The sequence below is a fragment of the Mycoplana azooxidifex genome (assembly GCF_014196765.1).
Taxonomy (GTDB): Bacteria; Pseudomonadota; Alphaproteobacteria; order Rhizobiales; family Rhizobiaceae; genus Mycoplana; species Mycoplana azooxidifex.
In genome coordinates, this window is sequence record NZ_JACIEE010000012.1 from 129263 (window position 1) to 147242 (window position 17980).

Genomic DNA, 17980 nt, shown 5'->3' on the forward strand with positions numbered 1-17980 from the left:
ACGCCCCGCATCCCTCCGCAAGCTCGCCAAGCTGGCGATGGACATAGGCGTCGTTGTCAGTTGGCGACATCACTGCTCCTGGTTGTCACGGAAGATTGACGCCCGCGACATGAAATTCAGCTTAGTATAGTCGTACGAGGCGACACGGCCGGCGCCCCGTAGAGGGAGAAACGTCATGATCCATCGTCACCTTCCGAAGGAAAGTTTTATCGATCCTGCAGGTCTCTCGATGCTGGGGCATGCGTTCGACGAGATATGCCGGCAAAGGCAAATCGAAGCTGAGAGCGAGGCAGCATTCGCACTGGCCAAGCAACTGCTCAGCCTATACCACGAGGGCATCCACGATCGCGCGAAGCTGCTCACAATGGCCGGGCATCCCGGTCAGGATTTGTTTGCCGGCGCGAAGTAAGTCAACACGGCCGGCAACAGCTCGTGATGGCGTAGAGCGCGAGGTAGCCGTACCAGGGCGTGCCCTCGGGCATTAACGGCAGGCCGATGGTTCCGGTTGCTGCACCGCCGGCTGCTGCTGCGATGGCTTTCGAGATCTTCTGCATGGTCAGTCCTTTCAGGGCTTGAGAAATAGAGAGCGTTCGGACGCGCGGCGGCTGGAGAGGCCTTTCATGACCTTGCCGGCGGCCCTGTTCCAGACAAGGAACTGATCGGCGGAGCCGGCCCGGTCGCCAGCGTTGAGCTTCTTGACCAGAGTGGACTTGGAGAAGGCGCCGACGCCGAAGTTGAAGGCGAGCGAGACGAGCGCGTCGAACTCGTTCTGGTTCAGCGGCACCTTGACGGCGGAGCGAACGCCGGCCTCGAATGTCTTGAGGTCACGCGACAGGATTTCGTCGCTCTGCGCTGCGGTGATCCTCATGCCTCTGACGACCTTCGGCGGCCCGGCGGCACTCGTATGCCCGACGCCGATCGTCCACGGCTCCCCGCCCGTCGCCGGGTCCGGATATGCCGTGAGGACGTTGTCCTCGTGCGCTGTGATGGCCTTGCGCCCGGCGGCGCTGGTCATCATCTCGCCCGAGGATTTCGGTGCATCCGTCTTTTCGCGGAGCCGCGCCCATGTATTGGGGCCAGCGATGCCATCGACTGGCAAGCCTTCCGCAATCTGGAAAATCCGCACGGCGGCCTTGGTCTTCGGCCCGGCGATGCCATCGGCAGGCCCCAGATTGAACCCGACCGCCAGCAAGCGCCGCTGGAGGTCCAGCACGGTCGTGGTCATGGTGATGATCCTTGGAAAGTGTTGCACAGGTGCACTCGACGTCTTTCGACGCGAGGTGTTTCAATGTCCGGCGATGGCGTATGAATGGGACGGTCAGCGTGCCGGGCGCGCGAAGCTATTCAAACTGGCGTTTGTGGTGGCAGCGACGATGTTCACTGTCGGACTTCCAGTTGGGCTCGTTTTTGTTGCTCTGACGGCCGGCTAGTCCCAGCCTCACGCAAGGTAAGCCTCTTAAATGGACAGCGCTCGACCGCACTTCGAGCACTCGCGCAGGTTCCCCTCCCGCCAAGAGGGGAACCTGCCCCTCGTCCCCAACAAGGTCAAGCGCCGCTGCATTGCCTGCACGGTCGTATTCATAACGATCTCCTTGATGTGAGGGAACCGCCGGTGCGCGACGGCGTTAAAGAGGCTATCCCTTGGAGGATGCCGCGATGTATGACTGGTTTGTGGAGTTCTCAGTCTTTGGAATTGCAGTGCTGTTCGTGCTTCTCGTGACCCTGTTAGTCTGATGGCGCACGGCGGCGATATCGGACTAATCGACGACTGCAGCCCCGTGCGCAGCCGAAGGTGCCCTCCCGGTGAGCGACACCTGTGAACGTGCTGATGCGATCTCGTGCGAATGCGCCAAGCTTGATCATGTGCTCTCTCTTCGTCGTTGCTGGCCTCGGCATCAGGTCCGATGCCATGGGTGATTGGGGTCGAGTAGCGTCCCGTCCGATCGCGCACCCTTGACGATCAGCTTGCCGTCCTTCCCGCGCTTCCCCGTCGCCGTCTCCTTTACGAGCGCGTCGTGATTGCCACAGAGCGTGCGGGTGTTGCTCATCACATCATAGGCTGTCGGGCCGTCCACGTTTCGGCGACGCTTGATGTGGTCGCAGGTGAGACGGTGTGTCGGTGTCGGGCAGCCCGGTACGATGCAGCGCCATCCATCCCGCTCGTGTGTCGCCTTCTTCAGCACTCTCCAATGAGGCGAACGTGTTGCGGGCCATGGGTCACCTACTCGCCCTACCCGCTTCCACTTCCACTTCCTGCCGCATGTGCCGCGCTGGACAAGATGGCGATGCGATGGGGCCCCGGCACCACAGCCATCAAGATTGCTCACCGTCAGCTCTGTGAATAATTGGGGGCAATTCGAGGAAGGCTTGCGACTCAGGCGTGATTGATTTCGACTATGAAGGGAAGCAGGAATGAAACTATGTGGCCACGAGATAGATACACCGGTCCGGGCGGCGGCTTATACACCGGTCCGGGAGGAGGGCTATACACGGGGCCCGAAGGACGCGCCTATATCGGGCCTGGCGGTGGTCGATACACGGGGCCGGGCGGTGGACTTTACACCGGCCCTGGTGGTGGTCTTTATTCTGGGCCAGGAGGTGGCGCCTATACCGGTCCAGGCGGAGGTTTCTATGCTGGCCCTGGGGGCGGATTCTACACAGGCACCAGAGGCGGCCTGTACTCTGGCCCCGGGGGAGGCCTCTACAGTGGGCCACAAGCATACATCGCCAATTGGCCCCCGATGGCCGATATTATCGCCTACCTCAAGAAAACCGGTCAAGGACGTCTATTGCAAACGTTGATCAATGCTCACGCTGGGGTAGGCATCACTATCAACATGTAGCTCGGACCATTTTTAGGCCTGGCAGGCCCATCTCAGGAGGCTGCAATTGTTTTACCAAGGATTTGAAGATTGCGAACACGTCACTGTTGAGACATGCCCTCATTGCGAGCGACACATTTGAATGTGTCGAAACCGAAGGCCCGCCGGGATGCCGGTCGCGTGAGTCCATCGACTGCCCTTACGAGGGCTGCGGGAAACTTGTGACCGAGCGCCGCACAAGCGGGACGTTCCATCCTCGTCGGATAAAAGGAACCTAGTCACGCCAGAGCGAGGCGGGTCACTTCGCCAGGGTCTCCACGGCGCTCACTTTGTTCTTGATGATGCGTCCGGCCTTGTCGACTGTGTGCGGGTGGTCCCTGTCGTTCAGGGCGCCTCCCATCGTGACCACGTCGGCGGCGCTACTCCGGCAGCCAGCGGTTCGGTGGAGCTTTGGCAACCCCTTGCGCGCCGGGTGCACCGAACAGAGGGCCGGCATTGTGCAAGCGCATGTTGCGGGGCTTTCCCGCGTCCGTCCTGAAATGCCGGAAGGAACGGCGGCGCACGAACCGCCACCTTCACGAATGACTATCCGCCTTCCCGATCTCGTAACGCACCTCTGTGACCGTTACGGTAAACGTGAACTTGGCATGGTACCTTTTTGGCATCGCCGCTATACTCAACGTTTTCTCGTAACCTTGGAGTTCCTGGCAACAGGAGCCCTTTGCTTCTCATGTCTCGCATTTAGGACTGGCATTCGAAACCTATGTACGACAAGATCATCGACACTCTCACTGGCATGTACTTCACGCTCGACGATGCCGACGGCAGCTATGGCACTGGCCAGGTTGTTCGTCTGGCCACCGAGGGCATCTATTTCGTTCGCTTCGACGGCAACGAGGTGACGCTACCGTTGGAACTCGTGTCCGTCGGAGAGATGCTGGAGACGACAGAAGAGGAATACAGGCTCTGGCGGTTCTTCGACACGATCGAGGAAAGAGATAAGTGGATCGAATGGCTGGATGCGCCATCCACGCCGAGGGTCATTTCGCTCGTTAAGCCGACCAAGTAACCGCCGCCGCCCACCGAAATGAGCGCGCCGGAAGGAACATGAAGACGAAAGCTTAGCGGTCCGTCGCCTCCCAGCGATCGATGCAACGTCGATGAATTGCATGGACTATTGCCTCATAAGAAAGCCGCCCGATCGGGCGGCCTAAGTGACGTTCTGTCGGTGGTGTGCTCCGCTAGTCACACTTTTCCGTGGACTTGGCGGCCGCGGTTTCTTCGCCCTTTTGCTGAGCGATCACGTCCTGACCCGATGTGGCGAGATCGCTGCTTTCGCCCATTGGCATAGCTTTGCCATCCTTCTGCGCCGTCTTCGGCAGGGCATCCGCGCTGGTTGTCGTCGTTCCGGTGGCAGTCTCGGTCTCAACCTGAGAGCCCGAGGCACCTTCCAATGGAGCCTGAGTTCCATCTTTGGCGATGCCGCTGTGGGCTTCCTTGTTCACGGATCCGGTCGTTTCCACGCAGTCCGCCAAGCTTGGGCTATAGCTGGAAGCTGCAAGAGCAATCGCAGCCGCAATTGAAACAACACGTTTCATGACTTTTCCTCCTTTGCCAACAACCTTAACCACCTCGGAGGCCCAATGTTCCATGACCTATCTTACGGCGCTTCCACGTCCTGCGCCGGGCTTGGTAGATTGCCGTCCCCGGCAGCGCGGTTCGCTCTCTCCACAAACGAAAGCCGCCGCGGTTAGGCGACGGGTGGTCACTGGCTTCCCAGCGTCCGCTTCTATCCGACGCGCTGCTCCCGAACTGAGAAATTCAGGCGATATGCAGCCACTCGGGGAGCCGTGATGCTCTTCCCTAAGGCCTGGCGAAGAGAGGGAGGCGCTTGTAGCCCAATGACCGCTCGGTTATCGTTGACCTCATTGAGGGGAATTCTATGCCAAACGGACATCAAAACCTGTCAGTCGTCGTGCGCTCAGATGAACAGGGTCATTGGGTCGAGTGGACCAATATGGGCGAAACCGGTTCGCTTGGCCCGTACCAGGACACTGAGACTGCTGAAAACGTGAGAGCCGCCAAAGAGCGCGAACTCTCGGAAAACTGGCAGAACATCGACGACGTCTAAAGGCTGTCACGAGCGAAAGCCGCCGCGATTAGGCGGCTATGCCTTCGGCATGCTCTGTTCCACGCAGATGGAACACTCCGATCTGTCTTCCGTTTTCTACGGATGAAGAAAGCTCCAATTCGCAATGGCAGACAGGCGATGTTGGTAGTCCTCATCTTAGCTGCAGTGATTGCAGCATTGGTCTATGCTGCCAGCATCCCCGTCACTCAGCCCGATGGCTCGGTTGATCCGAAAGAGAGCGTCATCGATCCAGATTGACCGGAGTGGAACATGCCTACAGGGAAACAATACCCAGCACTAGGAATCCCAGCGCTCCAAGAATCAACATCACTTCAACAATCACAGCGTTTCGCATGATCCTTCCTCGATCGATTGCGAGAAACTGGCGCTGACGCCAAAGGGTTCCCGGAGAACCTGTTGTCGCCGCAAATTTGTGGGCCAAGCCGGCGCCCCACGCAGCAGAACGCCGGAAGAAGACATGCAGATGCTTGGTTGCTCAGACCAATCCCCGAACGCCTCCCTGCCCAAGATGAGGCTAACAGAGGCCCGGCTTACAATCCAGTGGCGAGCTTCACACCCAACTGGAACGATTATACTTGAGTGCTTTGCAAAGGTTTCCGTGAACAACGCCCGAACGCAGGGTGAACTTGACTAAACTCATCAGGAATTGCCAGAACGATTCACGAACGCTTCTGCCCCAAATGAATTCACCCATTTGGGTGAGACCAATGTTCGTTTACGTTGCCGTCGCCACAACGTCAGCCGCGCCTGCGAGTATCCCCGCAACCTTGCCGAGGCGTGAGGGTGCTCCATATCGCTTATGGCATGACCGATCGCGGCAGACGACAGATATCACGGATCTTCCTTATGGCGGCGCCGCTTGTCCTTCCGGGTTGCGCCGGCGGGCAATCGGCGCTCGATCCGGCAGGACGGGAAGCCGCAGAGGTCTACGACCTGTTCGTCGTGATGGTGATCGGCGGCGGCGTCATCTGGCTCGCCGTCATCGGCCTGCTGGTGCACGCGTGTCGGCGCCGACGCCGGACCTGGTCCGAGGAGGGGGCGGGGCGGCTGATCGCCTGGGGTGGCGTCGCCTTTCCTGTCGTCGCCCTCTTCGCGTTGCTGGCCTATGCCGTTTGGCTGATGCCGTCGATCCGGCCGTGGCTCGACCGTTCCGTGCCGGAACCCGCCATGATCGATGTCACCGGCGAGCAGTTCTGGTGGCGGATCCGCTATCCCGCGGAAGACGGAATGGCCGCCTTCGAGACGGCGAACGAGTTGCGGCTGCCGGTCGGCGAGCGGGTCGCTTTCTCGCTTCGTGCCGCCGACGTCATCCACTCTTTCTGGATCCCGTCGCTCGGCGGCAAGATGGACATGATTCCCGGCCGGACCAACGTACTGTCGCTGCTGCCGACGAAAACCGGCGTCTATCAGGCGCCGTGCGCAGAATTCTGCGGCGCCTCCCATGCGTACATGGCCTTCTCCGTCATCGTGATGGACACGAAGGCCTATGACGACTGGAGGCGACGGCAGGCAGCAGGCAATCGGCCCGGCGGGAGCGAGGGCGAACGCCTGTTCGCCCATCACGGCTGCGCCGGCTGCCATTCGGTCAGAGGCGTGACGCCGGTTGCCGGATTGGGACCTGACCTAACCCGTTTCTCCGATCGCCGAACGGTGGGGGCCGGCGCGCTCGCCAATACGCCCGAGAACGTGGCGCGCTTCATCCGCAATCCCTCCGCCATCAAACCGGGCGCGACGATGCCCGCCTTCGACATGCTGTCGCAAGGCGACATTGCCGCGATCGCGGAATTCCTGACGGGGCGCCCATGACCGAGGTCGTCGCCTTCCAGGATTTGAGCGCAGACGAGCGTGAAGCGCAGGAGCGGAAACTGCGCGAGATATGGCGGACGCCGTGCGGCTGGCGCTACTGGACTTCGGTCAACAACACCCAGATCGGCCTGTGGTACGGCGCCGCCGCCTTCATCTTCATGCTGTTTGCCGGCGTTCTGGCCCTGCTCGTCCGCGTCCAACTCGCCGTTCCGGAGAACGGATTTCTTTCCGCCGATCTCTTCAACCAGGCCTTCACCCTGCACGGCACGGTGATGATGTTCCTGTTCGCCGTGCCGATCTTCGAGGCGGTGGCCATCTTCCTCCTGCCGTCGATGCTGGGCGCGCGCGAACTTCCGTTTCCCAGGCTGTCCGCTTTCGGCTTCTGGAGCTTTGCGCTTGGCGGCGTCTTCGTGTGCGGCTCCATCTTCTTCAATGCTGCCCCGAATTCGGGCTGGTTCATGTATCCGCCGCTCGCCACCGATAAAGAATATTCCGGCATCGGCGCGGATATCTGGCTGCTCGGTCTGTCCTTCATCGAGGTAGCCTCCATCGCTGCCGCCGTCGAACTGATCGTGGGGATCATGAAGTGCCGGGCGCCGGGCATGCGCGTCAACATAATGCCGCTCTTTGCCTGGTATCTGCTGATCGTCGCCGGAATGATCCTGTTCGCCTTCCCGCCGCTGATCGCCGGTGACATCCTTTTCGAGATGCAGCGGATGTTCAACTGGCCGTTCTTCGACGCCGAGCGCGGCGGCGACCCGCTGCTGTGGCAGCATCTCTTCTGGATCTTCGGCCATCCCGAAGTCTACATCATCTTCCTGCCTGCTATCGCGATCATGGCGATGATCGTGCCCACCTTCGCCCAGCGGCCGATCGTCGGCTATTCCTGGATCGTGCTGGCAGCCGTCGGCACAGGCTTCCTCAGCTTCGGCCTCTGGGTGCATCACATGTTTGCCACGGGCCTGCCGCAGATCTCGCTCGCCTTCTTCTCGGCGGCGTCCGAGGCGGTCGCGATCCCGACGGGCGTGCAGATCTTCGTCTTCATCGCCACGCTTTTGGCCGGGCGCGTCATCTTCTCCGTGCCAATGCTGTTCGGGACAGGGGGGCTCGCCGTCTTCGTGATCGGCGGGCTGACAGGCGTCATGGTCGCACTCGTGCCCTTCGACTGGCAGGCGCACGACACCTATTTCGTTGTCGCCCACCTGCACTACGTGCTGATCGGCGGCATGCTGTTTCCGGTGGTCGCCGGCATCTACTACTACTATCCGCTCATCAACGCCCGAAAGCTGTCCGATCGTCTCGGCAAGATCGCCTTCTGGATCATGTTTGCCGGGTTCAACGTCGCGTTCTTCCCGATGCATCTGGTGGGCCTGCGCGGCATGCCCCGCCGGGTCTTCACCTATCCGGCCGATATCGGGTGGGACTGGTTCAACCTGGTCTCCACCGTCGGAGCCTTCGTCTTCGCCGCCGGCGTGGTCGTGGTGGTGATCGACGTCCTGCGTCCGAAGCACCGCCAGCCCAAGGAGCAGATCAATCCCTGGAATGCCGGCACGCTGGAATGGATCAGCGAGCCGGAGGAGAACTGGGGTGTGCGTTCCATCCCGATCATCACGAGCCGCTATCCGATCTGGGACCAACCCGACCTGCTCGAGGATATCAACGCGGGCCGCTACTACCTTCCGGATGCGCAGGATGGCGCGCGCGAAACGCTGGTCACGTCCGTGCTGGATGCCCGCCCGATCCAATGCCTGCGCGTCGGCGGAACCTCGATCCTGACGATGGTCGCCGCTTTCTCGCTGGGCGGGGTCTTCATTGCCCTGACGTTCCATTGGTGGATCGTGACGATCTTCTGCGCGGTTCTGACGCTTGCCGCGATCGTCGCCTGGCTGTGGACGGCGACGGCCGAGATCCCCCGCGCGGAATTCCGCGACATCGGGCTCGGCAAGAAACTACCTCTCTACAATTCCGGACCGCGGTCCGTCGGCTGGTGGGGCATGTTCATCACCATGGCGGGCGACGGTACCGCCTATGCCAGCCTGATGTTCGGCTACTTCTTCTACTGGACCATCCACGAGGACTTCACGGCCGGCCATGCTGGGCCGGGGGTGGCGTGGCCGCTTCTGGCCGCCGGCCTGTTCACGCTCGCCTGGCTCGCCATGCTCCTGGCGCGCCGGGTCAACGCGAGCGACCGTCCCGGCATGACGCGCGCGGCGCTTCTGCTTTCTGCCGCGTTGACGTTGGCCGGGTGCCTGGCCGGGATTGCCGGGCCGCACCGGAGCGGGATGGATCCGACGGCGCACGTCTATCCCGCCATTGTCTGGGTCGTTGCGATCTGGACCGTCGCTCACGGCGCAATCGGCATCGTCATGCAGGCCTACTGCCTTGCCCGCAGCCTCGCCGGTCGCATGAGCGCCCGTCACGACATGGACATGCACAACGTCGTGCTCTACTGGCATTTCCTCGTCATCACGGCCGTCACGTCGTTCGGCGTCGTCGGCCTGTTTCCGGCGGTGAGGTGACGCAATGCGCTTGCTGCCGAAGGAAGTCGAAAGCCTCTGGACGCTGTTCACCGGTCCGACGATCTGGGCGGTGCATTTCCTGGTCTGCTACGTTGCGGTTGCGATCTACTGCGAGAAAGCGCGCACAGGACCGTTCACCTTCGCGGAGATGCGCCTGGCGCTGGTTCTGGTGACGCTTCTGGCTCTGGCTGGCATCGTGCTGTCGGCCTGGCTCGCGTGGCGTCAATGGGGCTTCGGCAGCGGCGATCCTCCGCACGACGCACCGACGCGCGAGGACCGCCTGCTCTTTCAGGGGTTTGCAACGCTGCTGCTGTCGGGGCTCAGCTTCGTCGCCGTCCTGTTCGTCGCCGTTCCGCTGGTCCTCATCGAGGCGTGCCAGCCATGAGGACGGTCGCGCTCGGCATGGGAGTCTTTCTGCTCACGATCGTGCCGCTCGTGCTGTTCGTCACGTTTGACGGCGGATCTTTCACGGTGCACATGATCCTGCACATGGGGATCGTCGCCGTCATTGCGCCGCTTCTCGCCTATGGCGTGCTCGGCACACGCCTCGATCCGTCGCAGCGGGTCGCGTGGATGACGCCGGTGCTGGCCTCCGTGATCGAGATGGTCGTGGTTTGGATCTGGCATGTTCCCGCCATCCGGGGACTGGCCGATGCCAGCCTGCAGGTCTCGATGGTCGAGCTTCTGAGTTTTCTCGTCGCGGGCCTGCTTCTGTGGGCCGTCTGCCTGCGGTCGGGCCCTGAAGGCGAGGGGCGGCTCGCCGGCACGATCGGATTGCTCTTCACCTCCATCCACATGACCTTGCTCGGCGTACTGCTCGCGCTTGCGCCGCGTCCGCTCTATGGCACCGGCCAGGTCAGTTGCTTCGGCATTCCGCTTGCCGGCATTGCCGACCAGCAGATCGGGGGCGTGGTCATGCTCGCCGTCGGGGCGTTGTCCTATCTCGCCGGTGGCGTCGTCCTACTGTCGGGCCTGCTCCGTGAAGGAGACCCGATGGCACGAGGGGAGCCGCGATGCTGATCGGCTGGAAGCAGCTTGCCGGCCTCGTCGTCGGCATCGCCCTTATAGGACTGGTCGTTGGCTGGTCCGGCGTCATCGGCGTGGAGGCCAGCACCGGGCATTGGAAGATCACTGACTGGTTGCTGCACGGGGCAATGCGTTCGTCCGTCCGGACCGCCGCGATCGGCACGGAGGTGCCGACCTTCAGCGAGAGCATGCTGCCGATGGCTGCAGGCCACTATGAAAGCGGTTGCGCCGTCTGCCACGGTTCGCCGGCGATGCCGCCTCCGGCAAGCTTGCGCGGCATGCTGCCGGTGCCGCCCGATTTGAAGGACGTCATCCCCACCTGGACCGACGCCGAGCTTTTCCAGATCGTTCAGCACGGGGTGCGGTTCACCGGCATGCCTGCCTGGCCGGTGATGGAGCGCGAGGACGAGGTCTGGGCCATGGTGGCCTTCCTGCGACGTTATCCGGCGTTGGACGCAGAGAGTTACCGTCAACTTGCCGGCCATGCCGCCAGCCAGTCTGGCGATGCCTCGCGGGTGCTGGAGAGCTGCAACGGTTGCCATGCACCCGAGCGCCTCTACACTGACAGCCTCATTCCCCGCCTCGCCGGGCAAGGTCCGGCCTATCTGAGAGACAGTCTTGCGGCTTATGTGAATGGAACGCGACCCAGCGGGGTGATGGCCGTCGCAGTCCAGTCGCTGTCGGATCGGGACCGGGAGGCGCTCGCCACCCATTTTGCATCGCAGACCGCCATACGGCTCGGCACCAAGGCAACTTCAGGACAGCTTGGCCGGGGAGAGCAGATAGCGCACTCCGGAGATTCCGAGCGCCGCGTGCCGGCATGCCATTCCTGCCACGACCGGACGAATGCGAACCCCTCCTATCCCAGACTGAGCGGGCAGCCGGCCGCCTATCTTGTGGCCCAGCTCCGTCTTTTTTCAAGCGGGAAGCGCGGTGGCGGACCCTATCGCGCCGTGATGTCCCGGGTGGCAGTCAACCTCGCTGCAGACGACATGGCGGCTGTCGCGGCCTATTTTGCAACACGGGATCCGAACGCGGAACTCCCCACCTATGCGGGCGGGGAGCGACGATAGTCCTGCCGCACGTGACAAGGCTACCCCGCGCTGCCGGGCTCGATGCCATCGTCCTCGCCTCGATGGACGGTGCTGGTCCCTGGCGATCCCGACGTGGAAAAGGCCCCCGGCCGCGCCCATCTCTCGGTGGCCCGCTTCCAGTGCCGTTCGTGACCAAGCTCGCTCGTGAGCCGCTCTATCGCCGCCATCGTTTTCCTGCTGAATTCATTGTCCACGCCGTGTGGCGCCACCTGCCCTTTCCGTTCAGCCTACGAGTGATCTAGGATATGCTGGCTGCTCGCGGTATCATCGTCTCCCACCAACCGTGAGGGTCTGGGCAGAGAAATTCGGCAGGCATTTTGCAAACCACATCGTGGGCCAGCTTGGGGTGTACCACTGAAGAGTAGCGCGCCATGCGCGCCACACTTCAGTTCGTATTGACAGCCGATCAGATTGCCATCTCCTGCCGTTTTTCGCCGCTTATGATGGCTAGATCGAGGACCTTTTGGATATCAGCTGCATGAGGAAAACCCGGGTCCCCGAGAATGCCCGACGTAACCGCATCCGCGAAGCGCTGGTAGGTGGTCGGAACTACGCTGGCCCGACGTTTTTCTTAGCAGCCAACCCGTTATAAGGTTTTGGCAGAGACTTATAACGGCGGGTTGAGATGAGCGAAGACGACGTCATTCGCAGAAGGCGGGTGCGCTTCGAAGAGCGCGATGGCCGAACTTGCCGCCCGAAGAGCTGCCGCACTCGAGAATGAGACGCCAATGATGAGAGAGATCGACATCAGCTATCGAACGATGTTCGCGGAGTTGACGCAACGGACGCTCGATGGTCAATTCGTAGCGGACTTCCCCTTGGAGGGATGGTTCGTGACCGTGACCGTCAAAGATCGCGACTATTGGTATTTCGATCTCCCTACCCCCGAGGGCAAAGACAAGCGAAGCTACGTCGGTCCCGCAACCGAAGAAGCTATCACGGAACGGGTGAAGGCCCACAAGGAAAACAAGGACAACATCCGGGAGCGGCGGCGCATGGTTAGCACGCTGCGACGTGCTGGGCTCCCCGGTCCTGATCCATTCGCGGGCGACGTCACGAAAGCCCTAGCTGACGCCGGATTGTTCCGGCTGCGGGCCGTCCTTATCGGGTCGGTGGCATTCAACACCTATGCGGGGATGCTCGGCATCCGGCTGCCCTCGGCGGCAATGCAAACAGGCGACGCGGATTTCGCGCAGGACTTCGCAATCTCGGCCGGGGTTCAAGACAGCCTGCCACCGATCCTCGAAATCCTCCAGTCGGTCGATCCCGAATTCCGAGCGGTTCCCCACCAGGCGGACAGAGCCAAGGTGGTCGCCTTCGTGAAGGGCTACCAGGTGGAGTTTCTGACGGGAAACCGGGGATCGGATGAATATACGGGCAAGCCGTCGCCCATGCCGCCCTCTGCGGCGCGTCGGCGGAAAACCTGCGGTTCCTCGATTACCTGATCTATGGGCCTGTCCGCACGGTGCTTCTCTTCCGTGAAGGCGTGAACGTCCTTGTCCCGGCTCCCGAGAGGTATGCCGTCCACAAGCTCATAGTGTCCTCGAGAAGGCTGGCAGATACGCTTGGACGCGTGAAAGCGGACAAAGACCTATCACAGGCCGCCTTGCTCTTTGAAGCCCTCGTAGAGACGCGCCACGGCGACAAGTTGGCCGATGCTTGGGAGGAAGCATGGGAGCGAGGGGATCGTCAGCGGCCTATTGAGACTGCCCAAGAACGGGGTTAAAGCGCTCGGACGGGCACTCGGCCCCGATGTCGTGGAAAGCCTGCTAAAAGGCGACCCCGGTAATCCCCGGCATTGACACTCGGGTTGCATATTCGCCTGAGTGTCTTGTGCTTCGCCGGTATGCCTTGAGACCTTGATGAACGTTTCCATGCACATATCGTCAATATGGGCCCGCGCGTCCGCCAAGAAGCAAGACGCGCCGGATTTTTCTTTTTTCAGTCGTTTGCCTTTTCTGTCCGGGTAGCCGAACGAGGCGGAGCGGGACACGCCAAGCGCTTTGCACAGCGTCTCGGACGTCAGATTGCGGTCCGCAAGTCTGCCGTCGATCATCCGACGTGCGCGACTCAACAATGTCACGTCTACGGGGTCTGCGCCTCCCTCAAGCGGTCCCGGGTGGGCGCGAGACATGCGGCCACAAGGTTTCGCGTTGCCTCGACAACATACGGGTATCTCCGGCGACTCCAGAGCCGCCAGGGAGCCGTTGAGGATAATAAGGTAATGGGTCAATAGCTTGCCAAGCCCACCCTCGAGCTCAACGTCCAACATGTGATGGAGACCGGCAGTCGAGGCAAACAGATCATACGGGATGAAGAGCGTGAGCATCCCGTCATGACTGATTTCCTGTCGAGCGACATAGCGAGGCAATGCAATTGGGGTGCAGCAATCTTTGTTTCATGCCAATTGCCGATCCTTCGCGAACAAAACGGCAGGCTGACATACCAATGATCAAGCGGGCAATCTTTCAAATGCCTCCGGTGGTGAGCACGCTTTCCACCGGGGAGCCCAGACTAGGCTCAGCATCCATTTCCTTGGCGTGGACTGTACTCCTTCAAGCATTCGGTGAATTATAGAGTGGGCGGTCTTGCATCCCGTCCGAATCGACGAATCTGGTCCACTCGCCTATATGTAGGGTTCAAATCAGCTAGGAACGACAATGATCGCGAATGAGAATGGCGAGGGTGTGGATCGCCGCGACTTCATGCTTGCATCGGCTGCCGCGATCGGCGCTGCAGCCGCGGTGATAGCGGGACCGGCGCAGGCACAAACAGCCAACGCACCCGCGAGCACAGAAACCAGTGCGAAGAAGGGAACCGTCTATACAGGTGATGTCATCGGAGGAAAAAAGGTCATAAGTTCGCTCGACGTGAACGAGCTGGAGGCCGGGCAGAAGCATCGTTTGTATTTTCAGGGCGTGGAGACGCCCACCGGGCAGCAGTGGTACGTGTCCGTGACGGTCGCCAGGGGTGCGAAGCCGGGCAAGCGTGTCGTTCTGACAAGCGGTGTGCATGGTGACGAGATGAGTTCCATCCATACCGTCCATACCGTGATGAACCAGCTCGATCCGGCGAAGATGTCCGGCACCGTGATGGCCGTCACAGACATATCCCGCCCGGCCCTGGAAAGCATGCAACGCCGGTGGCCGAACCAGGGCAGAGGCATCGATCTGATCGACGGGAACCGGATATGGCCCGGAAATGAGAATGCCCCGGCGGCGCCAAGCCGCCATGCCGGGCTGCTGTTCAACCGGCTGCTGCGCCCGAACGCCGACGCCGCGATTGATTTCCACACCGGAACGACCGGATTCGAAGTCACTGCATTTAACATCGGCGAGATAGAAGGCCCGAGGTCAAGGCCATGCTGGATCTCTATCCCGTCAGTCAGATCCTCAATATGCCGAAAACCGCCTATCCCACCGTCCTGCACAATGCGTTCATAGACGCGGGAATCCCGGCCATCGCACCGGAGATCGGCGCTGCGCGCGTCTTAAATCGCGAGATGGTCGCGCTGTTTGTAGAAGGCACGATGAACGTCCTCAAGCATTATGGGATCGTTGACGGACCGATGGGCCGCACAGCCAAAGGCATGACGGTCTTTGTCGGCAACAGCGGATTCCCTGTGCTGGCCACCGCGGGTGGGATCGTCGAACATCTGGTCAAACTCAACGACAAGGTCGTACCTGGACAAAAGGTGGCCATCCAGCGTAACAGCTTCGGCGAAGTGGTGGCGGAGTACACGACCGCAGTTGCCGGAGAGATATCGGGGCTGCGCAGCGATGCAATGTCCGAGCCCGGTAACCCGTTGGTATTCGTCCTTTTCAACAAGCCGACGCAAGACGGCGTTGAAACCTATCCCGAGTAGGTTATCTGCCCGAGCGTTTTGAGAGCGAAGCCGACGAAGCTCGTCGACGTCTGGTGGCGGCAGCACCTGTTGTCGTCACAAAAGTGACGGGTGCTTTGCGCGAGGTGCACGTTTGGAGGACTATCATGTTGGGACATCTGTCAGTCTTAGCAATCAGCGCCCTGATGCTTGCAAGCTTCGAGGTTGCCGCGTCTGACGTGTCGATCGGCGCGGGCAACCCCTATCCCGTCAGCGACTACACGTGCCAGGACGGCACGCGTCTGGCAGTGCGCCTCCTCGGTGATCGCGCTTCGGTATCTGTCAACGGCGCTACCGCGGTCGACCTCCTCTCCACGGGGCCAGACGGTACGACCTATTCGAACGCCCAGCATACGCTGACCATCGTACAGGGGCGCCTATCATGGAGCGTTGGCCGAGCCGAACCGTCCGCATGCGCGGGCGGTTGAGGATCTCGGGCGGTCAAAAACATGGCAGGCAACTGACTCAAGGAGACGAAGGTAGTCCCCTTTGCCTGGGGTGTTCTCATTTCGCTCAAGCGTAGAACGTAATCGGGTAGGCGATCCCAAGCAGCGCATTTGTGCGCTGAGACTCATTTTCTTCGTGAATCATGCGAAGAGTCATATGAGCGATGCCAACCGCGGCTGGCCCGTCTCGGAGGCCGTCAAGTTTACCTGTTTGATCGAGAAATACGATATCGCTGGGTTCGAAGAACCGTGCCACTTGTATGACGATGCGAGGATGATGGCGCAGGTCCGCGCTTCGACTTCTATTCCGATTGATGCCGGGCAGAGCGAGGTGAGAAATCTCTTTGTCCCGCCCCAATCTAAACGATCCGCATTTCAGACCCACCTTCACCGCCTCAATGCCATGGCCGAATGGAAGGCCGTGGCTGGTTCGCTCACCTAGACTCTGCCACAGCCACATTCCTCCGACCAGCGTCACACAACGTGACAAGTCCGCTGATCCATCAGTCGGAATGTATCGAAACTGTGCCTCGTGCGGGTAACGTCTGCGAATGCCCCCGCATCGGGATACGGGGGCAGATTCTCGTACGGCACAGCACCTTCAAGCGTGCGTGATCTTCGTGCCGAGCACGTTAAGGCATTCGCGCATGAACGCGGCAAGCCCAGTCCAGCCCTTGGCGGAGACCATGTTGCCGTCGACATAGGCTTCCGTCGGCTTTACGTCGATATAGATGCCGCCGACTGCCGTCACTTCCGGCTCGCAGGCGCCGAGGCCGGCGACTTTCTTACCCTGGAGGACGCCGGGCACGGCCATCAGGATCTGCACACCATGGCAGATCGTGAAGATCGGCTTGTCGGTCTCGTGGAAATGGCGGACCATGTCCTGGATGCGCTTGTCGGTGCGGATATACTCCGGGCCGCGGCCGCCCGCAGCATAGACAGCGTCGTATTCCTCGACGCGGACTTCGGAAAACGTCTTGTTGATGTCGGCATAGTGGCCGAGCTTTTCAGTATAGGTCTGGTCGCCTTCAAAATCGTGCAGCGACGTCTTGATGCGGTCTCCGGCCTTCTTGTCCGGGCAGATGACGTGGACCGTGTGGCCCACCGCTTCCATCCCCTGCTGGAACACGAAAATCTCGTACTCCTCGGTAAACTCGCCGGTCAGCATGAGGATCTTCTTGCCACTCATGTCATATCTCCTGTTGTCAATGATTGGGTGGTGCCCGGAATTGGCCGGGCACAGCTACGCATTAGAATGGGGAGGCGGGGAAGTAGAACTGGTCGGCGTTCTCAGGCGTGATCAGCGGCGCGCCGAGTAGGAACGAGCCGCGTACCGGAGCCTGCCCACTGAACTGCGCGGCCGTCATGTACATCGCCGACTTGATCATCGACGGCGGGTATGGCGTTGAGATCGGCGTACGCTCGTTCTTCTCCTTCACCATCTCGATGACCTGCTTCATGCCGTTGCCGCCGAGCGCATATTTGATGTCCTTGCGCCCTGCGTTGTCGACCGCCTCCAGGACGCCGAGCAGCATGTCGTCGTCATTGGCCCAGACGGCATCGATCTTCGGGTATTTGGCAAGATAATCCTGCATCAGCGTGAAGGCTTCGTCCTGGTTCCAGTTGGCGTACTGGATGTCGAGGATCTTGATGTTGGACTTGGCGATGACGTCCGAGAAGCCCTTGATGCGTTCGTCGTCGATGACAGTGGGAATGCCCCGGAGGACGACGATCTGGCCCTCGCCACCGAGCTTGTCCACGAGCCAATGCGCCGTGTTGGCACCGACTGCGATGTTGTCGCCGGCAACATAAAGGTCCTGGACGTTCGGATCGGTGAGGCCGCGGTCGACAACGGAAATAAAGGTACCATTCTGCTTGATCTGCTCAACCGGCCCGGTCAGTTCCTCGGAGGTGAAGGGCAGGATAACCAGCGCGTCGAGCTTGCGGCTCGCGGCAAGATCCTCCAATGCAGAAACCTGCGCAGTTGCAGAGGATGCCGTCGAGAGAACGACATCAATGTTCGGGAACGCTGCCTCTAGTTCCTTTTCGGCCTGCTCGGCGTGGTAGACGACACCGCCCGTCCATCCATGTGTCGCAGCCGGGATCGAAACGGCAATCGTCACTTTCTTGTCTTCAGCCTGCGCGCTGCCAAGTGGCAGGGCCAGGGCCACTACGGTGGTCGACAACAGTAGACCGGTTTTCCGGATAATAGACTTCATTTTCTCCTCCTTT

15 protein-coding genes and 5 pseudogenes are annotated in these 17980 nt (G+C 61.0%); 14 read left to right on the plus strand and 6 right to left on the minus strand.

Features of this window, described 5'->3' with window-relative positions; translation table 11 throughout:
* The first annotated feature begins 175 nt into the window (after positions 1 to 175).
* Positions 176 to 409 (plus strand): hypothetical protein, encoded by a 234-nt coding sequence (locus tag GGQ64_RS24030; protein ID WP_183807870.1) that lies wholly within the window; start codon positions 176 to 178, stop codon positions 407 to 409.
* 1 nt (position 410) lies between these two features.
* Here GGQ64_RS24030 and GGQ64_RS24035 read toward each other — a convergent pair whose 3' ends face one another.
* From GGQ64_RS24035 to GGQ64_RS27660, 3 genes are all read right to left on the minus strand, one after another.
* Positions 411 to 554, minus strand: coding sequence for a hypothetical protein (locus tag GGQ64_RS24035; protein ID WP_183807918.1), 144 nt, complete (start codon positions 552 to 554; stop codon positions 411 to 413).
* Positions 555 to 565: 11 nt separating this feature from the next.
* Positions 566 to 1225, minus strand: coding sequence for a glycoside hydrolase family protein (locus GGQ64_RS24040; protein WP_183807871.1), 660 nt, complete (start codon positions 1223 to 1225; stop codon positions 566 to 568).
* A gap of 670 nt (positions 1226 to 1895) precedes the next feature.
* The gene (locus GGQ64_RS27660) at positions 1896 to 2048 is read right to left on the minus strand and encodes a hypothetical protein (protein WP_210300405.1); all 153 of its coding nucleotides are present in this window, start codon (positions 2046 to 2048) and stop codon (positions 1896 to 1898) included.
* Between the two features lie 1537 nt (positions 2049 to 3585).
* Here GGQ64_RS27660 and GGQ64_RS24050 point away from each other — a divergent pair.
* Positions 3586 to 3891, plus strand: a complete 306-nt coding sequence (locus tag GGQ64_RS24050) for a hypothetical protein (protein ID WP_183807873.1) — start codon at positions 3586 to 3588, stop codon at positions 3889 to 3891.
* Between the two features lie 172 nt (positions 3892 to 4063).
* On the opposite strand, the gene GGQ64_RS24055 is transcribed toward GGQ64_RS24050, so the two are convergent.
* Positions 4064 to 4420 (minus strand): hypothetical protein, encoded by a 357-nt coding sequence (locus GGQ64_RS24055; RefSeq protein ID WP_183807874.1) that lies wholly within the window; start codon positions 4418 to 4420, stop codon positions 4064 to 4066.
* A gap of 344 nt (positions 4421 to 4764) precedes the next feature.
* Here GGQ64_RS24055 and GGQ64_RS24060 point away from each other — a divergent pair, with 344 nt between their 5' ends.
* The 12 genes and pseudogenes from GGQ64_RS24060 to GGQ64_RS28365 all read left to right on the plus strand — a co-directional run.
* A complete protein-coding gene (locus GGQ64_RS24060; RefSeq protein ID WP_183807875.1) occupies positions 4765 to 4953 on the plus strand; it encodes a hypothetical protein in 189 nt (62 codons plus the stop codon).
* Positions 4954 to 5820: 867 nt separating this feature from the next.
* On the plus strand, positions 5821 to 6780 hold the full coding sequence (gene coxB, locus GGQ64_RS24065; RefSeq protein WP_183807876.1) for a cytochrome c oxidase subunit II: 960 nt from the start codon (positions 5821 to 5823) through the stop codon (positions 6778 to 6780).
* On the plus strand, positions 6777 to 9299 hold the full coding sequence (gene ctaD / locus GGQ64_RS24070) for a cytochrome c oxidase subunit I (RefSeq protein WP_183807877.1): 2523 nt from the start codon (positions 6777 to 6779) through the stop codon (positions 9297 to 9299). The genes coxB and ctaD overlap by 4 nt, the downstream gene beginning before the upstream one ends.
* 4 nt (positions 9300 to 9303) lie before the next feature.
* Entirely contained in the window at positions 9304 to 9684 is a 381-nt protein-coding gene (locus GGQ64_RS27915; RefSeq protein ID WP_246422887.1) for a hypothetical protein, read from the plus strand.
* Positions 9681 to 10319 (plus strand): cytochrome c oxidase assembly protein, encoded by a 639-nt coding sequence (locus GGQ64_RS24075; protein ID WP_246422888.1) that lies wholly within the window; start codon positions 9681 to 9683, stop codon positions 10317 to 10319. The genes GGQ64_RS27915 and GGQ64_RS24075 overlap by 4 nt, the downstream gene beginning before the upstream one ends.
* Positions 10313 to 11398, plus strand: coding sequence for a c-type cytochrome (locus GGQ64_RS24080; protein WP_183807879.1), 1086 nt, complete (start codon positions 10313 to 10315; stop codon positions 11396 to 11398). The genes GGQ64_RS24075 and GGQ64_RS24080 overlap by 7 nt, the downstream gene beginning before the upstream one ends.
* A gap of 149 nt (positions 11399 to 11547) precedes the next feature.
* Positions 11548 to 11765 (plus strand): annotated as a pseudogene (locus GGQ64_RS27920) (IS6 family transposase); the annotation flags it as partial.
* A gap of 382 nt (positions 11766 to 12147) precedes the next feature.
* Positions 12148 to 13221: pseudogene (locus tag GGQ64_RS24085) on the plus strand (nucleotidyltransferase family protein).
* A gap of 858 nt (positions 13222 to 14079) precedes the next feature.
* Positions 14080 to 15284, plus strand: a pseudogene (locus tag GGQ64_RS24090) (succinylglutamate desuccinylase/aspartoacylase family protein).
* A 125-nt stretch (positions 15285 to 15409) separates the two neighbouring features.
* On the plus strand, positions 15410 to 15730 hold the full coding sequence (locus tag GGQ64_RS24095) for a hypothetical protein (RefSeq protein ID WP_183807880.1): 321 nt from the start codon (positions 15410 to 15412) through the stop codon (positions 15728 to 15730).
* Positions 15731 to 15905: 175 nt separating this feature from the next.
* Positions 15906 to 16067: pseudogene (locus GGQ64_RS28360) on the plus strand (enolase C-terminal domain-like protein); the annotation flags it as partial.
* 6 nt (positions 16068 to 16073) lie between these two features.
* Positions 16074 to 16190, plus strand: a pseudogene (locus tag GGQ64_RS28365) (IS6 family transposase); the annotation flags it as partial.
* Between the two features lie 159 nt (positions 16191 to 16349).
* Here GGQ64_RS28365 and GGQ64_RS24105 read toward each other — a convergent pair.
* Both GGQ64_RS24105 and GGQ64_RS24110 read right to left on the minus strand, forming a co-directional pair.
* Complete coding sequence (locus GGQ64_RS24105) at positions 16350 to 16937, minus strand: DJ-1/PfpI family protein (RefSeq protein ID WP_183807882.1); 588 nt, start codon at positions 16935 to 16937, stop codon at positions 16350 to 16352.
* 61 nt (positions 16938 to 16998) lie between these two features.
* A complete protein-coding gene (locus tag GGQ64_RS24110) occupies positions 16999 to 17967 on the minus strand; it encodes a substrate-binding domain-containing protein (RefSeq protein ID WP_183807883.1) in 969 nt (322 codons plus the stop codon).
* Between the last annotated feature and the right edge of the window lie 13 nt (positions 17968 to 17980).

Coding starts and splice junctions, on each gene's coding strand:
- GGQ64_RS24030 (WP_183807870.1), top strand. CDS start 176: ATGATCCATCGTCACCTTCCGAAGGAAAGTTTTATCGATCCTGCAGGT.
- GGQ64_RS24035 (WP_183807918.1), bottom strand. CDS start 554: ATGCAGAAGATCTCGAAAGCCATCGCAGCAGCAGCCGGCGGTGCAGCA.
- GGQ64_RS24040 (WP_183807871.1), bottom strand. CDS start 1,225: ATGACCACGACCGTGCTGGACCTCCAGCGGCGCTTGCTGGCGGTCGGG.
- GGQ64_RS27660 (WP_210300405.1), bottom strand. CDS start 2,048: ATGAGCAACACCCGCACGCTCTGTGGCAATCACGACGCGCTCGTAAAG.
- GGQ64_RS24050 (WP_183807873.1), top strand. CDS start 3,586: ATGTACGACAAGATCATCGACACTCTCACTGGCATGTACTTCACGCTC.
- GGQ64_RS24055 (WP_183807874.1), bottom strand. CDS start 4,420: ATGAAACGTGTTGTTTCAATTGCGGCTGCGATTGCTCTTGCAGCTTCC.
- GGQ64_RS24060 (WP_183807875.1), top strand. CDS start 4,765: ATGCCAAACGGACATCAAAACCTGTCAGTCGTCGTGCGCTCAGATGAA.
- coxB (WP_183807876.1), top strand. CDS start 5,821: ATGGCGGCGCCGCTTGTCCTTCCGGGTTGCGCCGGCGGGCAATCGGCG.
- ctaD (WP_183807877.1), top strand. CDS start 6,777: ATGACCGAGGTCGTCGCCTTCCAGGATTTGAGCGCAGACGAGCGTGAA.
- GGQ64_RS27915 (WP_246422887.1), top strand. CDS start 9,304: ATGCGCTTGCTGCCGAAGGAAGTCGAAAGCCTCTGGACGCTGTTCACC.
- GGQ64_RS24075 (WP_246422888.1), top strand. CDS start 9,681: ATGAGGACGGTCGCGCTCGGCATGGGAGTCTTTCTGCTCACGATCGTG.
- GGQ64_RS24080 (WP_183807879.1), top strand. CDS start 10,313: ATGCTGATCGGCTGGAAGCAGCTTGCCGGCCTCGTCGTCGGCATCGCC.
- GGQ64_RS24095 (WP_183807880.1), top strand. CDS start 15,410: ATGTTGGGACATCTGTCAGTCTTAGCAATCAGCGCCCTGATGCTTGCA.
- GGQ64_RS24105 (WP_183807882.1), bottom strand. CDS start 16,937: ATGAGTGGCAAGAAGATCCTCATGCTGACCGGCGAGTTTACCGAGGAG.
- GGQ64_RS24110 (WP_183807883.1), bottom strand. CDS start 17,967: ATGAAGTCTATTATCCGGAAAACCGGTCTACTGTTGTCGACCACCGTA.